This window comes from Halobacterium bonnevillei, from assembly GCF_009831555.1.
Taxonomy (GTDB): Archaea; Halobacteriota; Halobacteria; order Halobacteriales; family Halobacteriaceae; genus Halobacterium; species Halobacterium bonnevillei.
Map to the genome: position 1 here is coordinate 20,325 of NZ_WUUU01000003.1, position 17,516 is coordinate 37,840.

At 65.8% G+C, this 17,516-nt stretch carries 14 protein-coding genes; 3 read left to right on the forward strand and 11 right to left on the reverse strand.

Annotated elements, in window-relative coordinates; all coding sequences use genetic code 11:
- Window positions 1-823: 823 nt before the first annotated feature.
- The 5 genes from GRX66_RS01150 to GRX66_RS01170 all read right to left on the reverse strand — a co-directional run bounded on the left by GRX66_RS01150 (window position 824) and on the right by GRX66_RS01170 (window position 4,384).
- Entirely contained in the window at window positions 824-1,483 is a 660-nt protein-coding gene (locus GRX66_RS01150) for an isochorismatase family protein (RefSeq protein ID WP_159524867.1), read from the reverse strand.
- Window positions 1,484-1,681: 198 nt separating this feature from the next.
- Window positions 1,682-2,467 carry an ABC transporter permease subunit gene (locus GRX66_RS01155; protein WP_159524868.1) on the reverse strand — a complete coding sequence of 262 codons (786 nt, stop codon included), beginning with the start codon at window positions 2,465-2,467 and terminating at the stop codon, window positions 1,682-1,684.
- Window positions 2,460-3,383, reverse strand: coding sequence for an ABC transporter ATP-binding protein (locus GRX66_RS01160; protein WP_159524869.1), 924 nt, complete (start codon window positions 3,381-3,383; stop codon window positions 2,460-2,462). Before GRX66_RS01160 ends, GRX66_RS01155 begins: the two co-directional genes overlap by 8 nt.
- 97 nt (window positions 3,384-3,480) lie before the next feature.
- Window positions 3,481-4,077, reverse strand: a complete 597-nt coding sequence (locus GRX66_RS01165) for a DUF998 domain-containing protein (protein ID WP_159524870.1) — start codon at window positions 4,075-4,077, stop codon at window positions 3,481-3,483.
- A 55-nt stretch (window positions 4,078-4,132) separates the two neighbouring features.
- Window positions 4,133-4,384 carry a hypothetical protein gene (locus GRX66_RS01170; protein WP_159524871.1) on the reverse strand — a complete coding sequence of 84 codons (252 nt, stop codon included), beginning with the start codon at window positions 4,382-4,384 and terminating at the stop codon, window positions 4,133-4,135.
- Window positions 4,385-4,699: 315 nt separating this feature from the next.
- Between GRX66_RS01170 and GRX66_RS01175 the strand changes: the two genes are divergently transcribed.
- Complete coding sequence (locus GRX66_RS01175) at window positions 4,700-5,170, forward strand: FKBP-type peptidyl-prolyl cis-trans isomerase (protein ID WP_159524872.1); 471 nt, start codon at window positions 4,700-4,702, stop codon at window positions 5,168-5,170.
- Between the two features lie 341 nt (window positions 5,171-5,511).
- Here the strand turns inward: GRX66_RS01175 and GRX66_RS01180 are convergent, their stop codons facing one another.
- A complete protein-coding gene (locus GRX66_RS01180) occupies window positions 5,512-6,102 on the reverse strand; it encodes a cyclodeaminase/cyclohydrolase family protein (RefSeq protein WP_159524873.1) in 591 nt (196 codons plus the stop codon).
- Window positions 6,103-6,374: 272 nt separating this feature from the next.
- Here GRX66_RS01180 and GRX66_RS01185 point away from each other — a divergent pair, with 272 nt between their 5' ends.
- Window positions 6,375-6,719, forward strand: a complete 345-nt coding sequence (locus GRX66_RS01185; RefSeq protein ID WP_159524874.1) for a carboxymuconolactone decarboxylase family protein — start codon at window positions 6,375-6,377, stop codon at window positions 6,717-6,719.
- A gap of 77 nt (window positions 6,720-6,796) precedes the next feature.
- Here GRX66_RS01185 and GRX66_RS01190 read toward each other — a convergent pair whose 3' ends face one another.
- The 5 genes from GRX66_RS01190 to GRX66_RS01210 all read right to left on the reverse strand — a co-directional run bounded on the left by GRX66_RS01190 (window position 6,797) and on the right by GRX66_RS01210 (window position 15,627).
- Window positions 6,797-9,640, reverse strand: coding sequence for an aconitate hydratase (locus tag GRX66_RS01190; protein WP_325063897.1), 2,844 nt, complete (start codon window positions 9,638-9,640; stop codon window positions 6,797-6,799).
- 287 nt (window positions 9,641-9,927) lie between these two features.
- Complete coding sequence (locus GRX66_RS01195; protein ID WP_325063898.1) at window positions 9,928-11,031, reverse strand: M24 family metallopeptidase; 1,104 nt, start codon at window positions 11,029-11,031, stop codon at window positions 9,928-9,930.
- Window positions 11,028-11,810 carry an aspartate/glutamate racemase family protein gene (locus GRX66_RS01200; RefSeq protein WP_159524876.1) on the reverse strand — a complete coding sequence of 261 codons (783 nt, stop codon included), beginning with the start codon at window positions 11,808-11,810 and terminating at the stop codon, window positions 11,028-11,030. Before GRX66_RS01200 ends, GRX66_RS01195 begins: the two co-directional genes overlap by 4 nt.
- The gene (locus tag GRX66_RS01205; RefSeq protein WP_159524877.1) at window positions 11,807-13,582 is read right to left on the reverse strand and encodes a hydantoinase B/oxoprolinase family protein; all 1,776 of its coding nucleotides are present in this window, start codon (window positions 13,580-13,582) and stop codon (window positions 11,807-11,809) included. The genes GRX66_RS01200 and GRX66_RS01205 overlap by 4 nt, the downstream gene beginning before the upstream one ends.
- Window positions 13,579-15,627 (reverse strand): hydantoinase/oxoprolinase family protein, encoded by a 2,049-nt coding sequence (locus GRX66_RS01210; protein WP_325063899.1) that lies wholly within the window; start codon window positions 15,625-15,627, stop codon window positions 13,579-13,581. The genes GRX66_RS01205 and GRX66_RS01210 overlap by 4 nt, the downstream gene beginning before the upstream one ends.
- Before the next feature lie 178 nt (window positions 15,628-15,805).
- Here GRX66_RS01210 and GRX66_RS01215 point away from each other — a divergent pair, with 178 nt between their 5' ends.
- Window positions 15,806-17,512: an ABC transporter substrate-binding protein gene (locus tag GRX66_RS01215; RefSeq protein WP_159524879.1), complete on the forward strand. Its 1,707-nt coding sequence runs from the start codon at window positions 15,806-15,808 to the stop codon at window positions 17,510-17,512.
- Window positions 17,513-17,516 lie beyond the last annotated feature (4 nt).

Genomic DNA, 17,516 nt, shown 5'->3' on the forward strand with positions numbered 1-17,516 from the left:
GTGCCGTCTCCGCTCCGGCGTCACGAAACAGCCAAAATTTATCAGACAAAAACAGTATGTGCTGGAATGACTATTATCGGGGCTCCTGTACGACGTCAGGTCACGCGCAATCGTAGGCACGTCTCGAAATCGACGGAGGAGACTCTGTCCCCACACCGAAGTGAGAATGACTGACCGTTCGCAACAGCGCCGAATCGGCGCGATACTCCCCGAATTGAACACGGGATTTCTACGTCAGAATACCTCTAGCACGGATTCCGGGGCTCTGCCACCTCATTCACGCTGAAACCACGTTTGAAGCCCCATCGCCGGTCCACGTTGCCTTCGCTCGGCCTGTCTCTCCGTGGCTTCGTACCCCAATCGCAGCGGGACGGATCCGCGGGGGACGGGATCGATCCCGCCCGATACTATTTATCTGATTAGTTATGTTATTCGCTAATGTTCGATTTCCGTATATCTTGGACCGCTCCTGGACACCACCGACAACGAACTCACGCTCCCATTTCATCGTGATGTACCGCTCTACCTGGGTCCCCGAGAGCGGTCTCTCACTGCCGTCCTCGTTCAGTGCCCCACTTGGTACCGCCCGAGGTCTGGTTTGCGTGCTCGTAACTTCGTGGACCGACGCGACCGTTTGAGCGAAGGCGCGACGATTCGCACTCTGGTCGTCGTTTCGGGGCCGTGGATGCTCGCCGTGCGCGTTCGATGGGGGTGCGTCTCGCTGCAGACGTGAAGGTAGCCGGTGACCCACGTGCGCTACTTGCGCTGGGCGTAGCGGTCCCTGTCGTCGTTCACGAGCCCCGTTCCTGTGGACGGACGAGCGTCACTCGCTGCACTGCGGTGTCTGGGCGCCGCCGCTCTCTAAATAGCCGGCGACTTCTTCGACAGGTCTGACGTCCCCGTATTTGGCGTTGATGTCGAAGAGATTCGCCTCGTGGGGGTCGACGGCGCGGTCGCCGACCGCGTCCTCCGGAACGATGGTGTAATACCCGTGTGAGCAGGCGTCAACGACGGACGCACGGATGCAGCCGCTGGTCGTACACCCTGTGACGACGACGGTGTCGGCCCGGAAGTACGCGAGCATCGAGTTCAGTTCGGTTTCGTGGAACGCGCTGGCCTGCTGTTTGTCGAGCACGTGGTCTTCCTCGCGGACGTCGAGTCGCGGGTCGACGTCGACCCACTCGCCGTCCGCGTGCAGCGTCTCCAGGCTCGGTATCTTCTCGCCCCAGACGCCGAGGTCCCGCATGTCGTCGTGTTTCGTGACGATGCGCGTGAATACGACCGGGACGTCGCCGTCGCGGGCGGCGCCGACGAGCCGATCAGTTCGCGCAACGACGTCGGTCAGGTCGCCGCCCAGTGGGTTCTCGGGGTCGGTGAAGCCTGTCTGGAGGTCGACGACCAGCAACACCGGCTCGTCGCCGTACCCGACGCGGTTGTCCATCGATGCGCGCTCGTAGATCGCCTGTTTGTCGTTCTCGGCCATGTCCTGACGTCCGGGCGGAATTGATTCCCCGGGACGGAACGCCCCGGTTTGTTCGCCGCAGTGAATTTCGGTGGGTTTCACTACGACACTGACCGACTTGATGGTGTGGGTGGACGTGACTCGGAGCCACCGACGGAACGCTATCCGACCGCATTCGCGGGGCTGATTGCAAGCCCGAGAACGGATCGTGAGAATCGGTCAGATGTCTCGGTGGACGAACCACGCCTGGCTCGCGAAGAGGAGGACCGCGGTCATCCCGACGAGTACGGCCGCGCCTGCGAGGTCGTACGTTCCGTCGAGCAGGACCGCGTTCGGATCGAAGTACCGCATCGGTGCGAGCGCTCCCACCGACTCGTACTCCGTCCCCCGAAGCAGTGATTCGACGAGGTAGAGCGCGAACGTGACGCCGAGTGCGACGCGCTGGGCGATGCTCGCGCGGTCGAAGGTGACGGACGCGAGCAACCCGATGCCCGCACAGGCGAACAAGTACGGGACCGACAGCAGGTGGAGCGCGACGACGTCGGCGGCGGACAGTGACTCGCCGATGAGCCGGGCGGAGACGAGCACCACGACAGGTGTGACGACGTTCACCAGGAGTATCGGAACACCGAGGGCGGCGAACCGCTCGGTGGCGAGTCGCTGCCGGGATACCGGCATCGATAGGAGGGTGTCCATCCGGCCGCGGTCGATGTCGTCGGCTACGATACTCGCGGCGCTGTACGCGAGGTACAACCCAAGGAGGATGATCCAGCCGAACATGTACAGCTCGACGGAGAGGAATCCCTCGAGGGAGGCCATCGTCTCGATGTTGAACGCCCGGATCATCGGCTCGGGGAACGCGTCGCGGAGTTGGTTCATGTCCATCGCTTCGCTGTAGGACGGGTACGCCCACACTGCGAAGGCGGCCAGCAGCGACATCCCGATTGAGAGGTACACGCTGCCCCGGACTCGCTTGCGAGCGTCGTACCGCGCGAACTCAAACATCCTCGCCACCCCCGTAGAACCGCAGGAAGACGTCTTCGAGCGGCGCTTCCTCGATCGAGACGTCGACCATCTCGTGGTCCGGTAGCCGAGCGAGCAGCGCGTTGATGTCACCGGTGAAGGTGAACGTGCACTCGGTGAACTCGGTCTCCGGGTCAGCCGTTTCGTCGTCCGGGACGCTGGTTTCGAGGTCGTGGACGCCCTCGAGGTCCACGAACGCAATCGGAATCGGGTCGGCGCTGTTGATGCGGACGACTTTCCCGCTCCGCGTCAGGAACGACTCGATCGGGTCGACGGTGACGAGTCGACCGTCCCGGATAATACCGACGCGGTCGCAGAGCCGGCGGACCTCACTCAGGATGTGCGAGGACAGGAACACGGTCACCCCGCGGTCGCGTTCCGCGCGGAGGAACTCGGCGAACTGGTGTTTGATGAGGGGGTCGAGCCCACCGGTCGGTTCGTCGAGGATGACGAGGTCCGGGTCGTGCATGAACGCGGTCACCAGCCCTAATTTCTGGACGTTCCCGCTGGAGTACTCGCGGACTCGCCGGTCGAGTGGCGGTTCGAACATCTCCAGGAGTTCCTCCCGCCGGTCGTCGCCTTTCACCGCGGCGTGCAGGTCGAGAATCTCGGCGCCCGTCGCCTGCTCGTCGAACGCCTGGTCGTCCGAGAGGTGACCGATCCGGCGTTTTGCGTCGATGAGCGCCTTCTGGTCCCGGATGTCGTTGCCGAGCACGCGAGCCGTTCCGGCTGTCGGTCTGATGAACCCGAGGAGCATCCGGATCGTCGTCGTCTTCCCCGCTCCGTTCGGACCGAGGTACCCGAAGATCTCCCCCGTTTCGACGGAGAACGTGAGGTCTTCGGCAGCGAGGACCTCCCCGTAGTCCTTCGTCAACCCGTCGAGTTCGATTGCGCCCATACGACTTCCTTCTCGACGTGCCCATGTTGTTGTATCGGTATTCTGAACGCTACAGCGGACCCGACCGAACCGGGCGGACGCTCCGGGTCCCCGACTGTCAGGCGGGCGGCTGCTCGCCGGCGGGGGCTGCGAGGAAGAAACCGCCGAATGCGGTCACCCACAGGAGGCCGAGGTACGCCACCCAGCGTTCGAGCCCGCCGATTCCCAGCGGCGTCCCGTCCCCGAGTGCGACGAAGAGGACGAACGCGACCAGTTCGAGGCCGCCGAGCGCGACGGAGACGTACCGAAACGGCGCCCGGAGGACCGACCCCGCGACGAGGGCTGTGACGCCGATGCCCCCGAACGCGACGAACGCCGCGACGAAGTGCGGCGCCCCCGTGTGGGCGGGGAACACGCCGACGCCGGCGACCCCGACGCCAGTGACGGCTGTGACGCCCGTGAACGCGCGGCTGTCGAAGAGCCGGTGAAGGGCTGCGGCGACGCCGACGAGCAGGACGCCGCCGAGAATCATCGCGGCGTTGAACACGGCCTGCGATGCCCCCGGGGCGTCCTCGGCGCCGAGCGCACTGATCGTCTGGTCGGCGGCGCTGTACCCCGGGTAGAGCACTTCCGCTGTGACGAACCCGAGTACCGTACAGGCGCCTCCCGCAATCAGCGCGACCCCGGCGAGCGTCCTCGTCCGTTCGCTGTCCATCGTGTCCGATTCCTCACACGCCGTTGGTAATAGTGCTGGCGTCCCGGCGAGTCACTCAGCCCTCGTTCTGGTATCGGTGGCCGACGACGAGCGCGAGGACGTTCGACGCGAGGAGCGCGACGAGCACTGGCGGTTGGAGGGCGACGTGGTCGGGGAACGCTGCTGCAACGAGGAACGCACCCGGGTAGACGAGCGGGAAGAGGACAGTCGCCCAGAACGCCGCCGCTTCGGCGCTGCCCGCGACCGTCCGGACGCCCGCGCCGAGCACGCTCGACAGACGTCCCCGGGTGGACGAGACTCGGCTCATACATCCGACCAATACAGCCAGCCGCAATAGGGTGGCGTAGATTCAAACGGCTCTTTGAGTGTGTGCAGTGACGAATCGCCGGGAGTTTGGTACGACGAGGACGCTCTCTGGCGGGCGGCGGCCACCGGGATCCGCTGCCGGCCAGCGCCGCAGCGCCGACACACCCCTCGAGTACACGCTCGGAGAGCACACGCGCCACCCGTACTGTTCCCTCACTGATCGCGACGTCGCTCCCTGCAGTCGCTCGCAAACGCACCGGGCTCCCCGTCGTTCCGAGATGAAAGTGGTTATCGGTGCGCCCGCCCTTACCCACGTATGACGATCGCTACCGGCGATTCTGTGACCTTCGAGTACACCGGACGACTAGACGACGGCACGGTCTTCGACACCTCGCGGCTCGACGTCGCCGAGGACGCTGGCCTCGCCGACGCGCAGCCCGACCGCGACTACACGCCGCTGACGGTCGACGTCGGCGCCGAACAGGTCATCGAGGGCATGGAGGACGGCCTGGTCGGTCTCGAGGAAGGCGAGTCCACGACCATCGAGATTCCGCCCGAGAAGGCGTACGGCGAGTGGAGCGAACAGCAGGTCCAGGAGTACGAGACCGACGAACTCCGCGAGATGCTCGGCGGCGAGACCCCCGAGGAGGGCGCGTACCTCGAAGCCCAGAACGGGCAGGTCGGCGAGGTCGTTCACGCCGACGAGGACACCGTCCGCGTCGACCTCAACCACGAACTCGCCGGGAAGACGCTCGCGTTCGACGTCGAAATCGTGGACGTCAACTGACCCCAGCAGCCCCGAGAGCCGCGCGCGCAGTTTCACACACCTCGTGTTGCTGTTCGAAATTCGTGGGCTCCGCGTTGCGTCCTGCTGTCTACGCGGGTCCGCGCGGCGTCCGCCCGTCTTCGCGCCTCCGCGTCGCGTCTGGCTGTCCCCGTTACGTTCCCCATCTGTCGCCCCCACACAGCAGTGGTATCGGACGCCGAGAACGTGAGTCGCGTACTTCCGTCGGGAGACGATATCGGGTCTGACCGCGCTGGGACGGGTCGCGTACCGAGAGCCGGATAGGCCGAGACTGGCAGTCGACCGCTGTCCCAGACACTGGCCGTCGCTTCGGGAGCGTCGGCCTACGCCCGCTCTTCGACGTTCCGTATCGCTCGTTCGGACGCTTCGTCCGCGCGCTTCTCGAGCTCTGCGACGTCCCGTTCGACGTCCTCGACGAACGCCGAATCAGACACCTGGTCGACGTTGTGCCGGACTGTGAAGACCGCGGCGCGGAGCGCCGAGCGAGCGAGAATGACGCCGGTAGCGGCGTCAGCGACCGCGTTCCGGTTGCCAGTCTCGGTGACGTCCGTCGCCAGTTCGAGGACGTTCAGGCACGCGTCGGCTATCGTGAGCGGAACGCCGATCGACCGTTTGACGTCGGACTGGTCCACGACGCCGCTATCCGCGCCGAAGAGCTCGTCGACCACTCTCCCGTCGGTGTCGGCGAGCTCCAGGAGGTGACCTCGCTGTCTGTGGAGGTCGTCGCGGACGTCCGCCAGTCCTGTCGCCGCCCCTCCGCTGGCTCCGCCATCGACGGTGTGGATACAGACCATCTCGCAGAGAGCCGCCCCGAGCGCGCCGACGACTGCCGTCGCGGTCCCGCCGGCAGGCGCGACGCGATTCGAGGCGACCCCGGAGAGGAACCCGTCGAGCGACTGGTCTCTGTAGTGCATCAGTTTCGACCGGGTCCACGGGGAGCAGACAGATACCTTTTCCTGGGAGATCGGGTCGATTCTTCGCAGATGGGGGCTGCGAACGTGGTCGGAGCGCCCGAACAGTGGCGAGTCGACCTCGAGGATTCGGGCGACTGTCGGTCGTTTCCATGGCTATCGTTGACATTCCGTCTGAAATATCGGCACAGAGGCCGGTAAAATCGGTTCTTGTTTCTACACCAATGGGAATGCTCTGACATTTATATGGGGTGCCGGCCGTTGGTTCTACTGGGATGATTTCAATGGCTAACAGTACCCAAGAGCTCGAGGCCTTCAAGGCGAACCTGGGCGAATTCTCGGAGCAAGCACCGGAGATCGAGAACTTCCTCGGCTTCGTCGAGTCGGCCGAAGCGACCGAGACGCTCGACCGGAAGACCAAGGAGTTGATGTCACTCGCAATCGGGGTCGCCGTCAGATGTGAACCGTGCATCCTCTGGCACACGGACGCCGCACTCGACGCGGGCGCGAGCCCCGAGGAGGTCGACGACGCGCTGAAAGTCGCCGTCGCCATGGGCGGCGGTCCGGCGCTGGCGTACGCGACCAAAGCTCACCAGGTCCTTCAAGAGCTATCGGAGTAGGGCACTCCGTTTCGCGTTCGGCGCCCCGGTTTCAGATTCGACTCTCCTCCGTTTTCAGACACGCCTCGCCGACGTTTTCACGCGGTGAGGAGTTGTCTGAGGACGTACTGCAGTATGCCTCCGTGCTCGACGTACGTCACGGCGGCCGGCGTGCCGACCTGTGCGGTCACCGGGAACTCGACGGTCGAACCGTCCGCGCGTTCGGCGACGACGGCGAGTTCGTCCATCACGTCGAGGCCGTCGTCGAGTCCGCGAATCGTGAACACCTCCGACCCGTCCAGTCCCAGCGACTGCCACGAGTCGCCGTCCTGGAACTGCAGGGGTAGCACACCCATCCCGACGAGGTTGTCGCGGTAGATGCGCTCGTAGCTCTCGGCGATGGTCGCGCGGACGCCCAGCAGGTCAGTCCCCTTCGCCGCCCAGTCCCGGCTGGACCCGGTGCCGAACTCCTCGCCGGCCATCACGACGAGCGGTGTCCCGTCCTCGCGGTAGCGACGACTGGCTTCGAACACCGTCGTCTGCTCGCCAGTCGACTGGTGGACCGTGTACCCGCCCTCGACGTCGTCGAGCATCTCGTTCTCGATGCGGACGTTCGCGAACGTCCCACGCATCATCACCTCGTGGTTGCCGCGGCGGGCGCCGTACGTGTTGAATTCGTGAGGTTCGACGCCGTGGTCGAGCAACCACTGGCCCGCGGGGAGGTCGGGGCCGAACGGGCCGGCCGGACTGATGTGGTCCGTGGTGACGGTGTCACCGAGCGTCAACAGACAGCGCGCGTCCTCGACGTCCTCGACACCCGGCGTCTCCAGCGGGAAGTCCTGGAAGAACGGCGGTTCGCGGATGTACGTCGACTCGTCGTCCCACTCGTAGGTTGCACCGGTCGGCGCGTCGAGCGCGGCCCAGCGCTCGTCGCCCTCGAACACGGACGCGTACTTCTCCTCGAACAGCTCCGGGGAGACATTCTCGTGGATCGCGGCCTGCACTTCCGCCGCGTCGGGCCAGATGTCCGCCAGATAGACCGGCTCGCCGTCCGCGTCGGTCCCCAGCGGCTCCGTTTCGAGGTCGACGTCCATCCGTCCGGCGAGGCCGTACGCGACGACCAGCGGCGGACTCGCGAGGTAGTTCGCGCGGATCTTCGGGTGGATGCGCGCCTCGAAGTTCCGGTTCCCGGAGAGGACGCTGGTCGTCCAGAGGTCGTGGTCGTCGATCGCCTGCTCGACCGAGTCGGGCAGCGGGCCGGCGTTCCCGATGCAGGTCGTACAGCCGTAGCCGACGACGGCGTACCCGAGGTCTTCCAGATACGGGAGGAGGCCGGACTCCTCGAGGTACTGCGTGACGACGCGGCTCCCTGGCGCGAGGCTCGTCTTGACGTACGACGGCACGTCGAGCCCCTTCTCCACGGCGTTCCGCGCGAGCAGCCCGGCGGCGATCATCACCGACGGGTTCGACGTGTTCGTACAGCTCGTGATCGCGCTGACGAGGACGTCGCCGTGCCCGATCTCGACCGTTTCGTCGCCCAGGTCGACCTCGACGTTCTTCGTCAGCGGCCCCAGTTCCGGCTCGGATTCGACCTGGACGCCGCCGTCGGATTGCGGGTCCGAGGTGGCATCGTTCGCTCCGCTCACGCTGCCGCCGTCCGTCTCCGCACCGGCCGCACCGGACGCGCCGCCCTCGCCGAGCCACCGCTGGAGCACGTCCTCGTCGACGTCGTCGAGGTCCTCGCCGAACTCGCCGTGGAGGAGGTCCCGGAAGCTCTGCTTCACGTCCCCCATCGGAATCCGGTCCTGGGGGCGCTTGTGGCCAGCGAGACTCGGTTCGACCGTGGAGAGGTCGAACTCGACGACCTCGGTGTACTCTGGCTCCTGTTCACCGAACAGTCCCTGTGCCTCGAGGTACTCGCGGACGAGGTCGACGTGGTCGGGGTCGCGGCCGGTGAGTTCGAGATAGTCGAGCGTTCGCTCGTCGGCCGGGAACATGCTGATCGTCGACCCCTGCTCGGGCGCCATGTTCGCAATCGTCGCCCGGTCGGGCACCGTGAGGTTCTCCACGCCGGGCCCGTAGAACTCGACGAACCGGTCGACGACGCCGACCTCGCGGAGCCGTTCAGTGATGTGGAGGACGAGGTCCGTCGCAGTCGCGCCCTCGGGCAGTTCGCCCTCGAGGCGGACGCCGACGACCTCGGGGAGTTTCATCGTGACCGGCTGGCCGAGCATCGCCGCTTCGGCTTCGATGCCGCCGACGCCCCACCCGACGACGCCGATGCCACCGATCATCGGGGTGTGGCTGTCCGTGCCGACCAGCGTGTCCGGCAGGAGCCACTCCTCGCCGTCCCGTTCGCGAGCGTGGACGACGCGGCCGAGGTGTTCGAGGTTCACCTGGTGGACGATGCCGGTGCCCGGCGGGACGACGTTGAAGTTCTCGAAGGCGTTCTGCGCCCACTTGATCGCGCGATACCGCTCGCTGTTGCGCTCGTACTCCAGTTCGACGTTCTTCTCGTAGGCGTCCTCGGAGTCGAAGTAGTCGACCTGGACGCTGTGGTCGATGACGAGGTCGATGGGGATCTCCGGCTCGACGAGCGCCGGGTCGCGGTCCTTGCGCTCGACTTCCGAGCGGAGCGCAGCCAGGTCGACGACAGCCGGCACGCCCGTGAGGTCCTGGAGGACGACGCGAGACGGCGAGAACGGGACCTCCGCGTCGGGGACGTCGGGCTCCCAGCCAGCCGCATTCCGGACGTCCGCTTCGGTAATCGCCTCCCCGTCGGCGTTCCGGAGCACCGACTCCAGGAGGACCCGGATGCTCACCGGGAGCGAGTCCAGGTCGCACAGTCCCTCCTCTTCGAGCACCTGCAGGTCGGCCATCTTGTACGTCGTGCCGTCGACTTCCAGTTCACGGACGGCATCGAATGGCAGTCTCTCAGTCACAATAGTTCGAACTTTGGTAAGAACCCCCATCAATCTCACCCCGAATCCCACCCACTAAGAACCGGAATCCCACTGACGGACAGGGGATCAGCGAGTATGCCCCGGGAGGTTCGTCCGGGCACTGCGACGTGAGGCCGGCGTGGGCCGCAATCTGTACCGGTCCGCAGACGCAAGCGCCGACGAACTCGGCATACACCCGCCTGAGCTGTCCCCGTGTTTCGACAGACGGCAGGAACGCCCGGACACAGATTCGCGGCGGGTCCAGCGACAGACTGCGAAGGTCCGGCCTACAGGCGCCAGTCTCTACAGGTGTCGTTCAATCGTTCACACCCGTCGGCAGTGACGACGACGACGTCCTCGATGCGGACGCCGAACTCGCCGTCCACGTAGACGCCGGGTTCGACGGAGAACACCATCCCCTCCCGCAGGGTCTGGTCGTTCCCGCTGACCACGTACGGCTCTTCGTGGACTTCCAGTCCGAGACCGTGCCCGGTCCGGTGGATGAACTCGTCCCCGTAGCCTGCGTCCGCGATGACGTCCCGGGCGGCGGCGTCGACGGCTTCGGCCGGAATCCCCGGCTGGACAGTCTCGCAGGCGGCTTGCTGTGCCTCGGCGACCACCTCGTGGACCCGCTCGAACGCCGCTGGCGGGTCGCCCGCGAACACGACCGTCCGCGTCTGGTCGCTGGGATACCCGTCGACCCGAGTCCCGAAGTCGAAGACGACGGGGTCGCCGCGCGTGATTTCCCGGTCTCCGTGCCGGTGATGGGGTTTCGCTCCGTTCGGCCCGCTTCCCACGATCGGGTCGAACGAGGGTCCGGTTCCGCCGTGTGCAGCGAGTCGCTCCTCGACGTAGCCCGCGAGCTCCGCTTCCGTCATCCCGATCGCGTCGGAGCCGAGGGCGCGGACGTCCTCCATGGCAGCGTCGGCGGCGGCGCCGGCGCGCCGCAGGGCGTCGACCTCTCGACTGTCTTTTTGCATCCGGAGCGGAGCGAGCACTTCGCTCGCCAACCCGACGTCGGCGTCGGGGAGCGCCCCGCGGAGGTCGAGCGTGAACTGCGCCCACATTCGGTCGTCGACGAGAACGCGGCCGTCCTGGATGCCGAGCTCGGCCGAGACGTCGGCGACGAGAGCGAGCGGATCGCCACCGTCGCCGTAGGTTCGGATGTCCGCGACCCACGAGTCGTCCGCGATGTGGGACTCGTACAGCTCGGGTGCGACGAAGACCGGCTCGTCGTCCTGGGCCACGAACAGGAACAGGTGGCGCTCCATCGGTTCGTCGGTGAACCCGGAGAGGTACTCCATGTCCACGCTCGGGAACAGCACGAGCGCGTCCGCGTCGCCGCCTGCCAGGTGTTCCTGACAGGACGCGACACGCTCCCGGTAGTTCACTCGCTGCCACCCCGCGTCCAGACGTCGGCGGTATCGTAGTCGGCTTCGATGCCCCACTCGGCGATCTCGCCGACCGGCGGGGATTCGTAGCCGCCGGCCTTGCTGTGCGTCCAGCCGAATCCAGCGAGGTCCGCGAGCAACTCGGCGAACTTGAACGGCGCGGTCACTGCATCCAGGACCGGTACGCCCAGTTCCGCCTGCAGGTCCTCGTAGAAGCCGTACTCCGCCGTGCAGCCCAGAATCACGACCTCGGCGTCGTCCTGCTCGACGGCCTTCGTGGCGGCCGCCCGGAGCCGTTGTTCGGTCCTCTCGGGGTCGGCCTGGAAGTCCAGCACGCCGAGGTCCGCGGTCCGGAAGGACGCCAACTGGTCGCCGAACCCGTACTTGCGGACGCGGTCCCGCATCTGGGGGACCCACTTCTGCCGCCCGACCACGACCGAGAATGAGTCCCCGAGCGTCGTGGCGAGGTGTGTGGTCGCTTCCGCCGGGGCCGCGATCGGCATGGACTCGCTGACTTCGCGGGCTTCCTCCAGTGCGAGGTCGTAGAAACACCCGACGACGACGGCGTCGTACCCGTTGTTCTCGGCGCGCTTGACCTCGTGGAGGACGTCCGGCGTGACGAGCGCCTCGTAGTAGTGGTACTCGACGTGGTGCGGGCCACGGTCGAGGGCCGTGACGTCGACGGTCGTCCCGGGGCGCGCAGCAGACTGCAGGATGTCCTGGATGTCCCCCGAGAAGTCGTCGTGGGCGACCGGGTCGATCCAGCGGACGTCCGTCATCTGTCCGCTCGCAGGTCGGCGGTCTCCTCGTCGTCGACGCGTCCGTCCTCGGTGATGGCGACCCCGTACTGTTCGCGGGCGGCCGCACGGGACACGTAGCCGTCCTCGTAGTCTTCGAGAACGAGCTCGGGGTCGCGGTCGAACGGGTCGCCGTAGCCCCCACCGCCAGCGGTGCGGTTCGAGATGGTTTCACCGGGCACGAAGTTGCCGCGGAACATCCCGACGTGCTTGCCGTCCCCGTCGTGGAGGTGGTCGTTGTCGACGAGTACTTCGACGCGGTCCTGGAAGTCCGCCCGGTCGGAGTCGAGGACGACGACGTTCTTCTTGCCGGGTTGACCGCCGTCGAGCCCCCAGTTCTCGGTCCGGGTCTTCTGGATGATCGAGAGCGCGCCGACCGGCTCGAGCACGCGGAAGTCACGCCGGATACCGAGGCCGCCGCGGTGCTCGCCCGGCCCACCGGAGTCTTCGCGCAGCGAGAGCTGGTCGAAGCGAATCGGCGCCTTGTTCTCGAACACCTCGATGGGGATGTTTCGGACCATCGTCTCGCTGATGTGCATGAGCGCGTTTTCGCCGTCGTGACCGACACCGGCCCCCCAGCCGACGCCCTCGTTGTTCGCCTCGACGAACGGCCGGCCGGTCTCGGGGTTCTCGCCGTACAGCATGATGTCCGCGAGGTCGCCGCCGGAACTCGCGGGCACGCGGTCGGGCATCCCCTTCGCCAGCGCCTTGAAAACGACGTCGATGCCGACGATGCCCGTCCAGACAGTGAACGTCGGGGCCGGATAGCTCGCGTTGAAGATGTTGTCCTCGGGCACCTCCATGCTGAGCGGCTCGTACTGGCCGCCGTTGGAGTCCTCCTCGGGGGTCGTCAGCGTCTTGAACGTGAGCTTGCAGATGGTCTCGCTCATCCCCGGCGGGATGTTCAGCGGTTCGTCGACTTCGCCGGAGGACCCCGAGAAGTCGACCGTGAACTCGTCCCCGTCGATGGTCACCTCCGCTCGGAGTTTGATGAGGTCGTCGTCCTCGCGGTGGACGCCGTCGGCGTACCCGGTCGCGGACCACGTGCCGTCCGGGAGGTCCTCGACGGCTTCGCGCGCGGTCTGCTCGCCGTGGTCGAGGATCTTGTCGACGGCGGTTTCGACAGTGGCGTCGCCGTACTTCTCGTAGAGTTCCTGGAGGCGCTGCTCGCCCGTTCGGACGGCCGCGACCTGGGCGTTCAGGTCGCCGATGACTTTCTCCGGCATCCGGGAGTTGAACCGGATGATGTCCAGGATCTCCTCGTCGGGTTCGCCGTCCTTGTACACCTTCGTTCCCGGGAACAGGACTCCCTCCTGGTGGACGTCCGTCGAGTCCAGGACGTACCCGGAGTCTTTCGCGCCGAGGTCCAGCCAGTGAGCGCGGCAGGTGGTGTACCCGATGAGTTCCTCGTCGTGGAACACGGGCGCGAACAGCAACACGTCGAGCGTGTGCGTGCCGCTCCAGTACGGGTAGTTCATGATGAACACGTCCCCGGGGTTCATGTTCTCCTCGCCGACGTGTTCGACGGCCTTCTCGATGCCGTAGTCGTTCGCGCCGAGGAACAGCGCCAACCCGGGGGAGTCGGCGATGAGGTTCAGGTCCCGGTCGAAAATGGAGATGCCGAAGTCCAGAATCTCGTAGATGATGGTGTTGTACGCGGTCCTGATGAGCGTGCGCTGCATCTCGGTTGCGGCGGACGTGAGGTAGTTCCGGACGACCTCGACCGTCGCCGCGTCGATCTCCTGGGTGCTCATTGTTCGTCCTCCGTGGAAATGATGATGTGACCGTACTCGTCGACGGTCGCGGACTGGTCGCCGTGGAAGACCAGCGAGGTGGTTGGTTCCGTGACGACCGCGGGGCCGTCGAGTTCGTCGCCGGGCGCGAGCGTCCCGCGTTCGTATTCGTCGAAGTCGCGGAACTCCCCGCTCGCGAAGCAGTACGCCTCGCGAGTCCCGGACGGTTCGGGGGTGCCGTCGCTCCGTTCGCGGCGTTCGAGGCTGGGTTTGTCGTTCTCGCCGATGGCGCGGACCCTGAGGTGGACGACCTGGACGGGGTCGTCCATCGTGTGCCCGTAGCGCGTCTCGTGCTGGGCTTCGAAGCGGTCGGCGAGCTCGTCGAGGTCGTCGATTCCGTCCGCGTTCACTTCGACGGTGTGCTCCTGGCCGAAGTACCGCATCTCGACCGTGCGTTCGAGCTCCTGGCGGTCCTCGCTGATGCCCTCCGCGGAGAGCGTTTCCCGTCCCTCGGCTTCCAGTTCGTCGAAGGCTTCGTCGAGGCCCGCGAGTTCGACGTCGTCGAGCACTGCGATGTGGGTCTGGGAGAAGTCGTAGACGACGTCGGCCATCAACATCCCCCACGCGGAGAAGACGGACGGCGCCTGCGGGACCAGTACTTCGTCGACCCCGAGTTCGCGGGCGACCAGCGGGACGAACATCGGTCCCGCGCCCCCGTACGCGACCATCGAGAAGTCGCGGGGGTCTAACCCCTTCTCGACGGTGATCTCCCGGATCGCGCCGACCGTGTTCGCGAGCGCGACGTCGAAGACGCCGCGGCTGGCGTCCTCGACTGTCGTTTCCAGGGGGTCGGCGAGTTTCGAGCGAATCCCGTCGATGGCTGCCTGTTCGGCGGTGTCCATGTCACCGCCGAGGAAGTCCGCGGGGTCGAGGTAGCCGAGTGCGAGTCCCGCGTCAGTGACCGTGGGCTCTGTGCCCCCGTTGTTGTAACAGATCGGCCCGGGTTCGGCGCCCGCGCTCTCGGGGCCGACCTTGAGGAGGTCGCCGTCCAGCCAGGCGATGGACCCGCCACCAGCACCGATCGTGCGGATGTCGTAGACGGGTATGAGCATCGGCTGGTGTTCGAGCGTGGAGTCGTACTTGACGACGGGCGACCCGTCCTCGATGACGGCCGCGTCGAGGCTGGTGCCGCCCATGTCGACAGTGATGAGGTTGTCGCGGCCCGCAACGTCACCGACCTGGGAGGCGCCGATGAGGCCGCCGGCGGGGCCGGAGAGGATGGTGTGCACCGGTGCGGTTTTTGCGCTGTCGGCTGTGAGAGTGCCGCCGCCCGAGCGCGTTATGAAAAACGATCCGTCGAATCCGTCCTCCGAGAGCGCGCCGTCGAGGGTGTCGACGTAGTTCTCGAAAATCGGCTTGATGTAGCTGTCGAGGACGGCGGTGCTGGTGCGTTCGTATTCGCGGTATTCGCCCGTGATGTCGCTGGAGACGGAGACGCTGACGTCCGGGCAGGCCTCCCGGACGACGGCTGCGGCTGCCTGTTCGTGCTGGTCGTTCTGGTAGGCGTGGAGGAAGCAGATTGCGATCGAGTCGACGTCGTGTTCTTCGACGAGCTCGATGGCTGCCTCCCGCACGGCCGCCTCGTCGAGCTCCTCGACGACGGCGCCGTCGGCGTCGAGTCGACCGGGGACGCCGAGGCGGCGCCGACGGGGCACCATCGATTCCGGCTTCTCGTAGTTGATGTCGTACATCGCGTCGCGTTCGAGGTTCGTTCGCGCGATCTCGTAGACGTCGGTGAACCCCTCGTTCGTGATGATGCCCGTGCGGGCGCCGTCCCGTTCGAGGACTGCGTTGAGGCCGAGGGTCGTGCCGTGGACGAACGCGTCCGTGTTGGCGAGGTCGGCGCCGACCTTGTCGACGGAGTTGCGGACGCCGTCGCTGGGTTGATCGGGAGTCGTCGCTGCTTTTTCGAGGTCGACTTCGCCGGTTTCGCGGTCGAAGGTGATCGCATCGACGAACGTACCGCCGATGTCGACCGCGACCCGGTGTTTGTTGTCTTGTCTCACGTCATAGCCGTTTCGTGCAATACTATATATCGCTTTCCCCGGTTGGTTCTGGTTCGTGTCTTCCAACGCCCGTTTCGTGTGGTTTCTGGATAGTTATGGACCGATTAGTAATTTTTACCGTTTGTTTTGGGGAATTTTTACAGTAGAACTAAGTTCCCTGGTGTTGCAGTTGGGTAGCATGGGTACCAGTATCAATGACCATGTTGACCGCCGCACGTTCCTGAAATACGGCGGCGCAGCCAGTATCAGTGCCATCTTCGCGGGCTGTACCGACAACCAGTCGACGGACGAGACGACGAACGAATCGGGAACAGATTCACCCGATTCGACAGAAAGCGACGGCGGCTCCACGTCGAACGGCGACGACGAAGCCACTGAATTCAACTACGTCACCACTGTCACCCCGAGTTCCATCGACCCGATGAAGGGGTCGGACAACCTCGAGACGCTGCTCCTCCACAACGTCTACGACCCGCTGCTGTACTACACTGACGGCACGCCGCCCGAACTCCAATCCTGGCTGGCTACGAACTACTCCGTCTCCGACGACGGCCAGACGTACACGTTCGAACTCCGGTCGGATGCGACCTTCCACAACGGCGACCAGGTCACGGCGTCGGACGTGAAATACTCCGTCCAGCGCATGATGGACATGCAGAACGGGTTCTCCTGGATGTGGGAGGGCGTCCTCTCCCCGGAGAACGTCGAGGTCGTCGACGAGAAGACCGTCAGAATGACGACGAACGACGTCTACGCGCCGTTCCTCTACACGCTGCCGTTCCTCTACATCGTCAACCAGGACCAGGTCGAAGCGAACGCGAACAGCGACGGACAGTTCGGGGAGCACGGCGACTACGGCACCGAGTGGCTCGAAGCGAACGACGCCGGGAGCGGTCCGTACCAACTCGCGTCCCGCGAACGCAAACGCGAGATCGTCCTCGAGAAGAACGACGACTGGTGGCGGGAGTTCCCCCACGGACAGGACGGCTACGAAGTCGTCAGCGCAGAAATGGTCCAGGAGTCCGCGACTGCCGCGGGCCGCATGCGGGAGGGCGCGGAAATGGCCGACCAGTGGCTCCCGCTCCAGACGTACAACGACCTCGCGAACGAGGACGGCGTCCGGGTGCACGCGAAGGCGACGTTCAACCCGTTCTACGTCTACATGCACACGCAGCGCGAGCCGCTCGACGACGTCCACGTGCGGCGCGCTATCTCGTACGCGTTCGACTACGACGCCGCGCTGACCGACGTCATGTCGGGCGACTCGGACCACCTCCAGGGGCCGCTCCCTGGCGCGATGTGGAGCCACACCGACGACCTCGAGACCTACGGCCAGGACCTCGAACAGGCCCAGGCCGAACTCGAGCAGTCGGAGTACACCGCCAGCGACATCGACCTGGAGTACACGTACGTCTCCGGGCTGACGGTCGAACAGAACATGGGGCTGTTGCTCCAGTCGAACATCCAGGAACTGGGCGGGTCGCTTTCGGTCAACAAAGCACCGTGGTCGAACATCACCGAGATGACGACGAGCAAGGAGTCCACGCCGGACATGCTCGCCGTCTACCTCTCGTTCAGCTACGCCGACCCGGACACCTTCCTCTACCCGGCCTGGCACAGTAACTCCCACGGCTCCTGGACGAGCGCGTCCTGGTACCAGAACGACGAGGTCGACGACCTCCTCACGGAAGCCCGGCGCACCGTCTCCCAGGAGGACCGCGTCCCGATCTACGAACAAGCCCAGCGGATCATCGCCGAGGACGCCCCCGCGCTGTTCGTGATGAACCAGGCGACGCGCAATGCGCTCTCGACGGACGTGCAGGGGTTCAAGGACAACGGCATCACCGGCTACCGGCAGACGTTCCACCGCTACTACCAGGGCTAAGCAA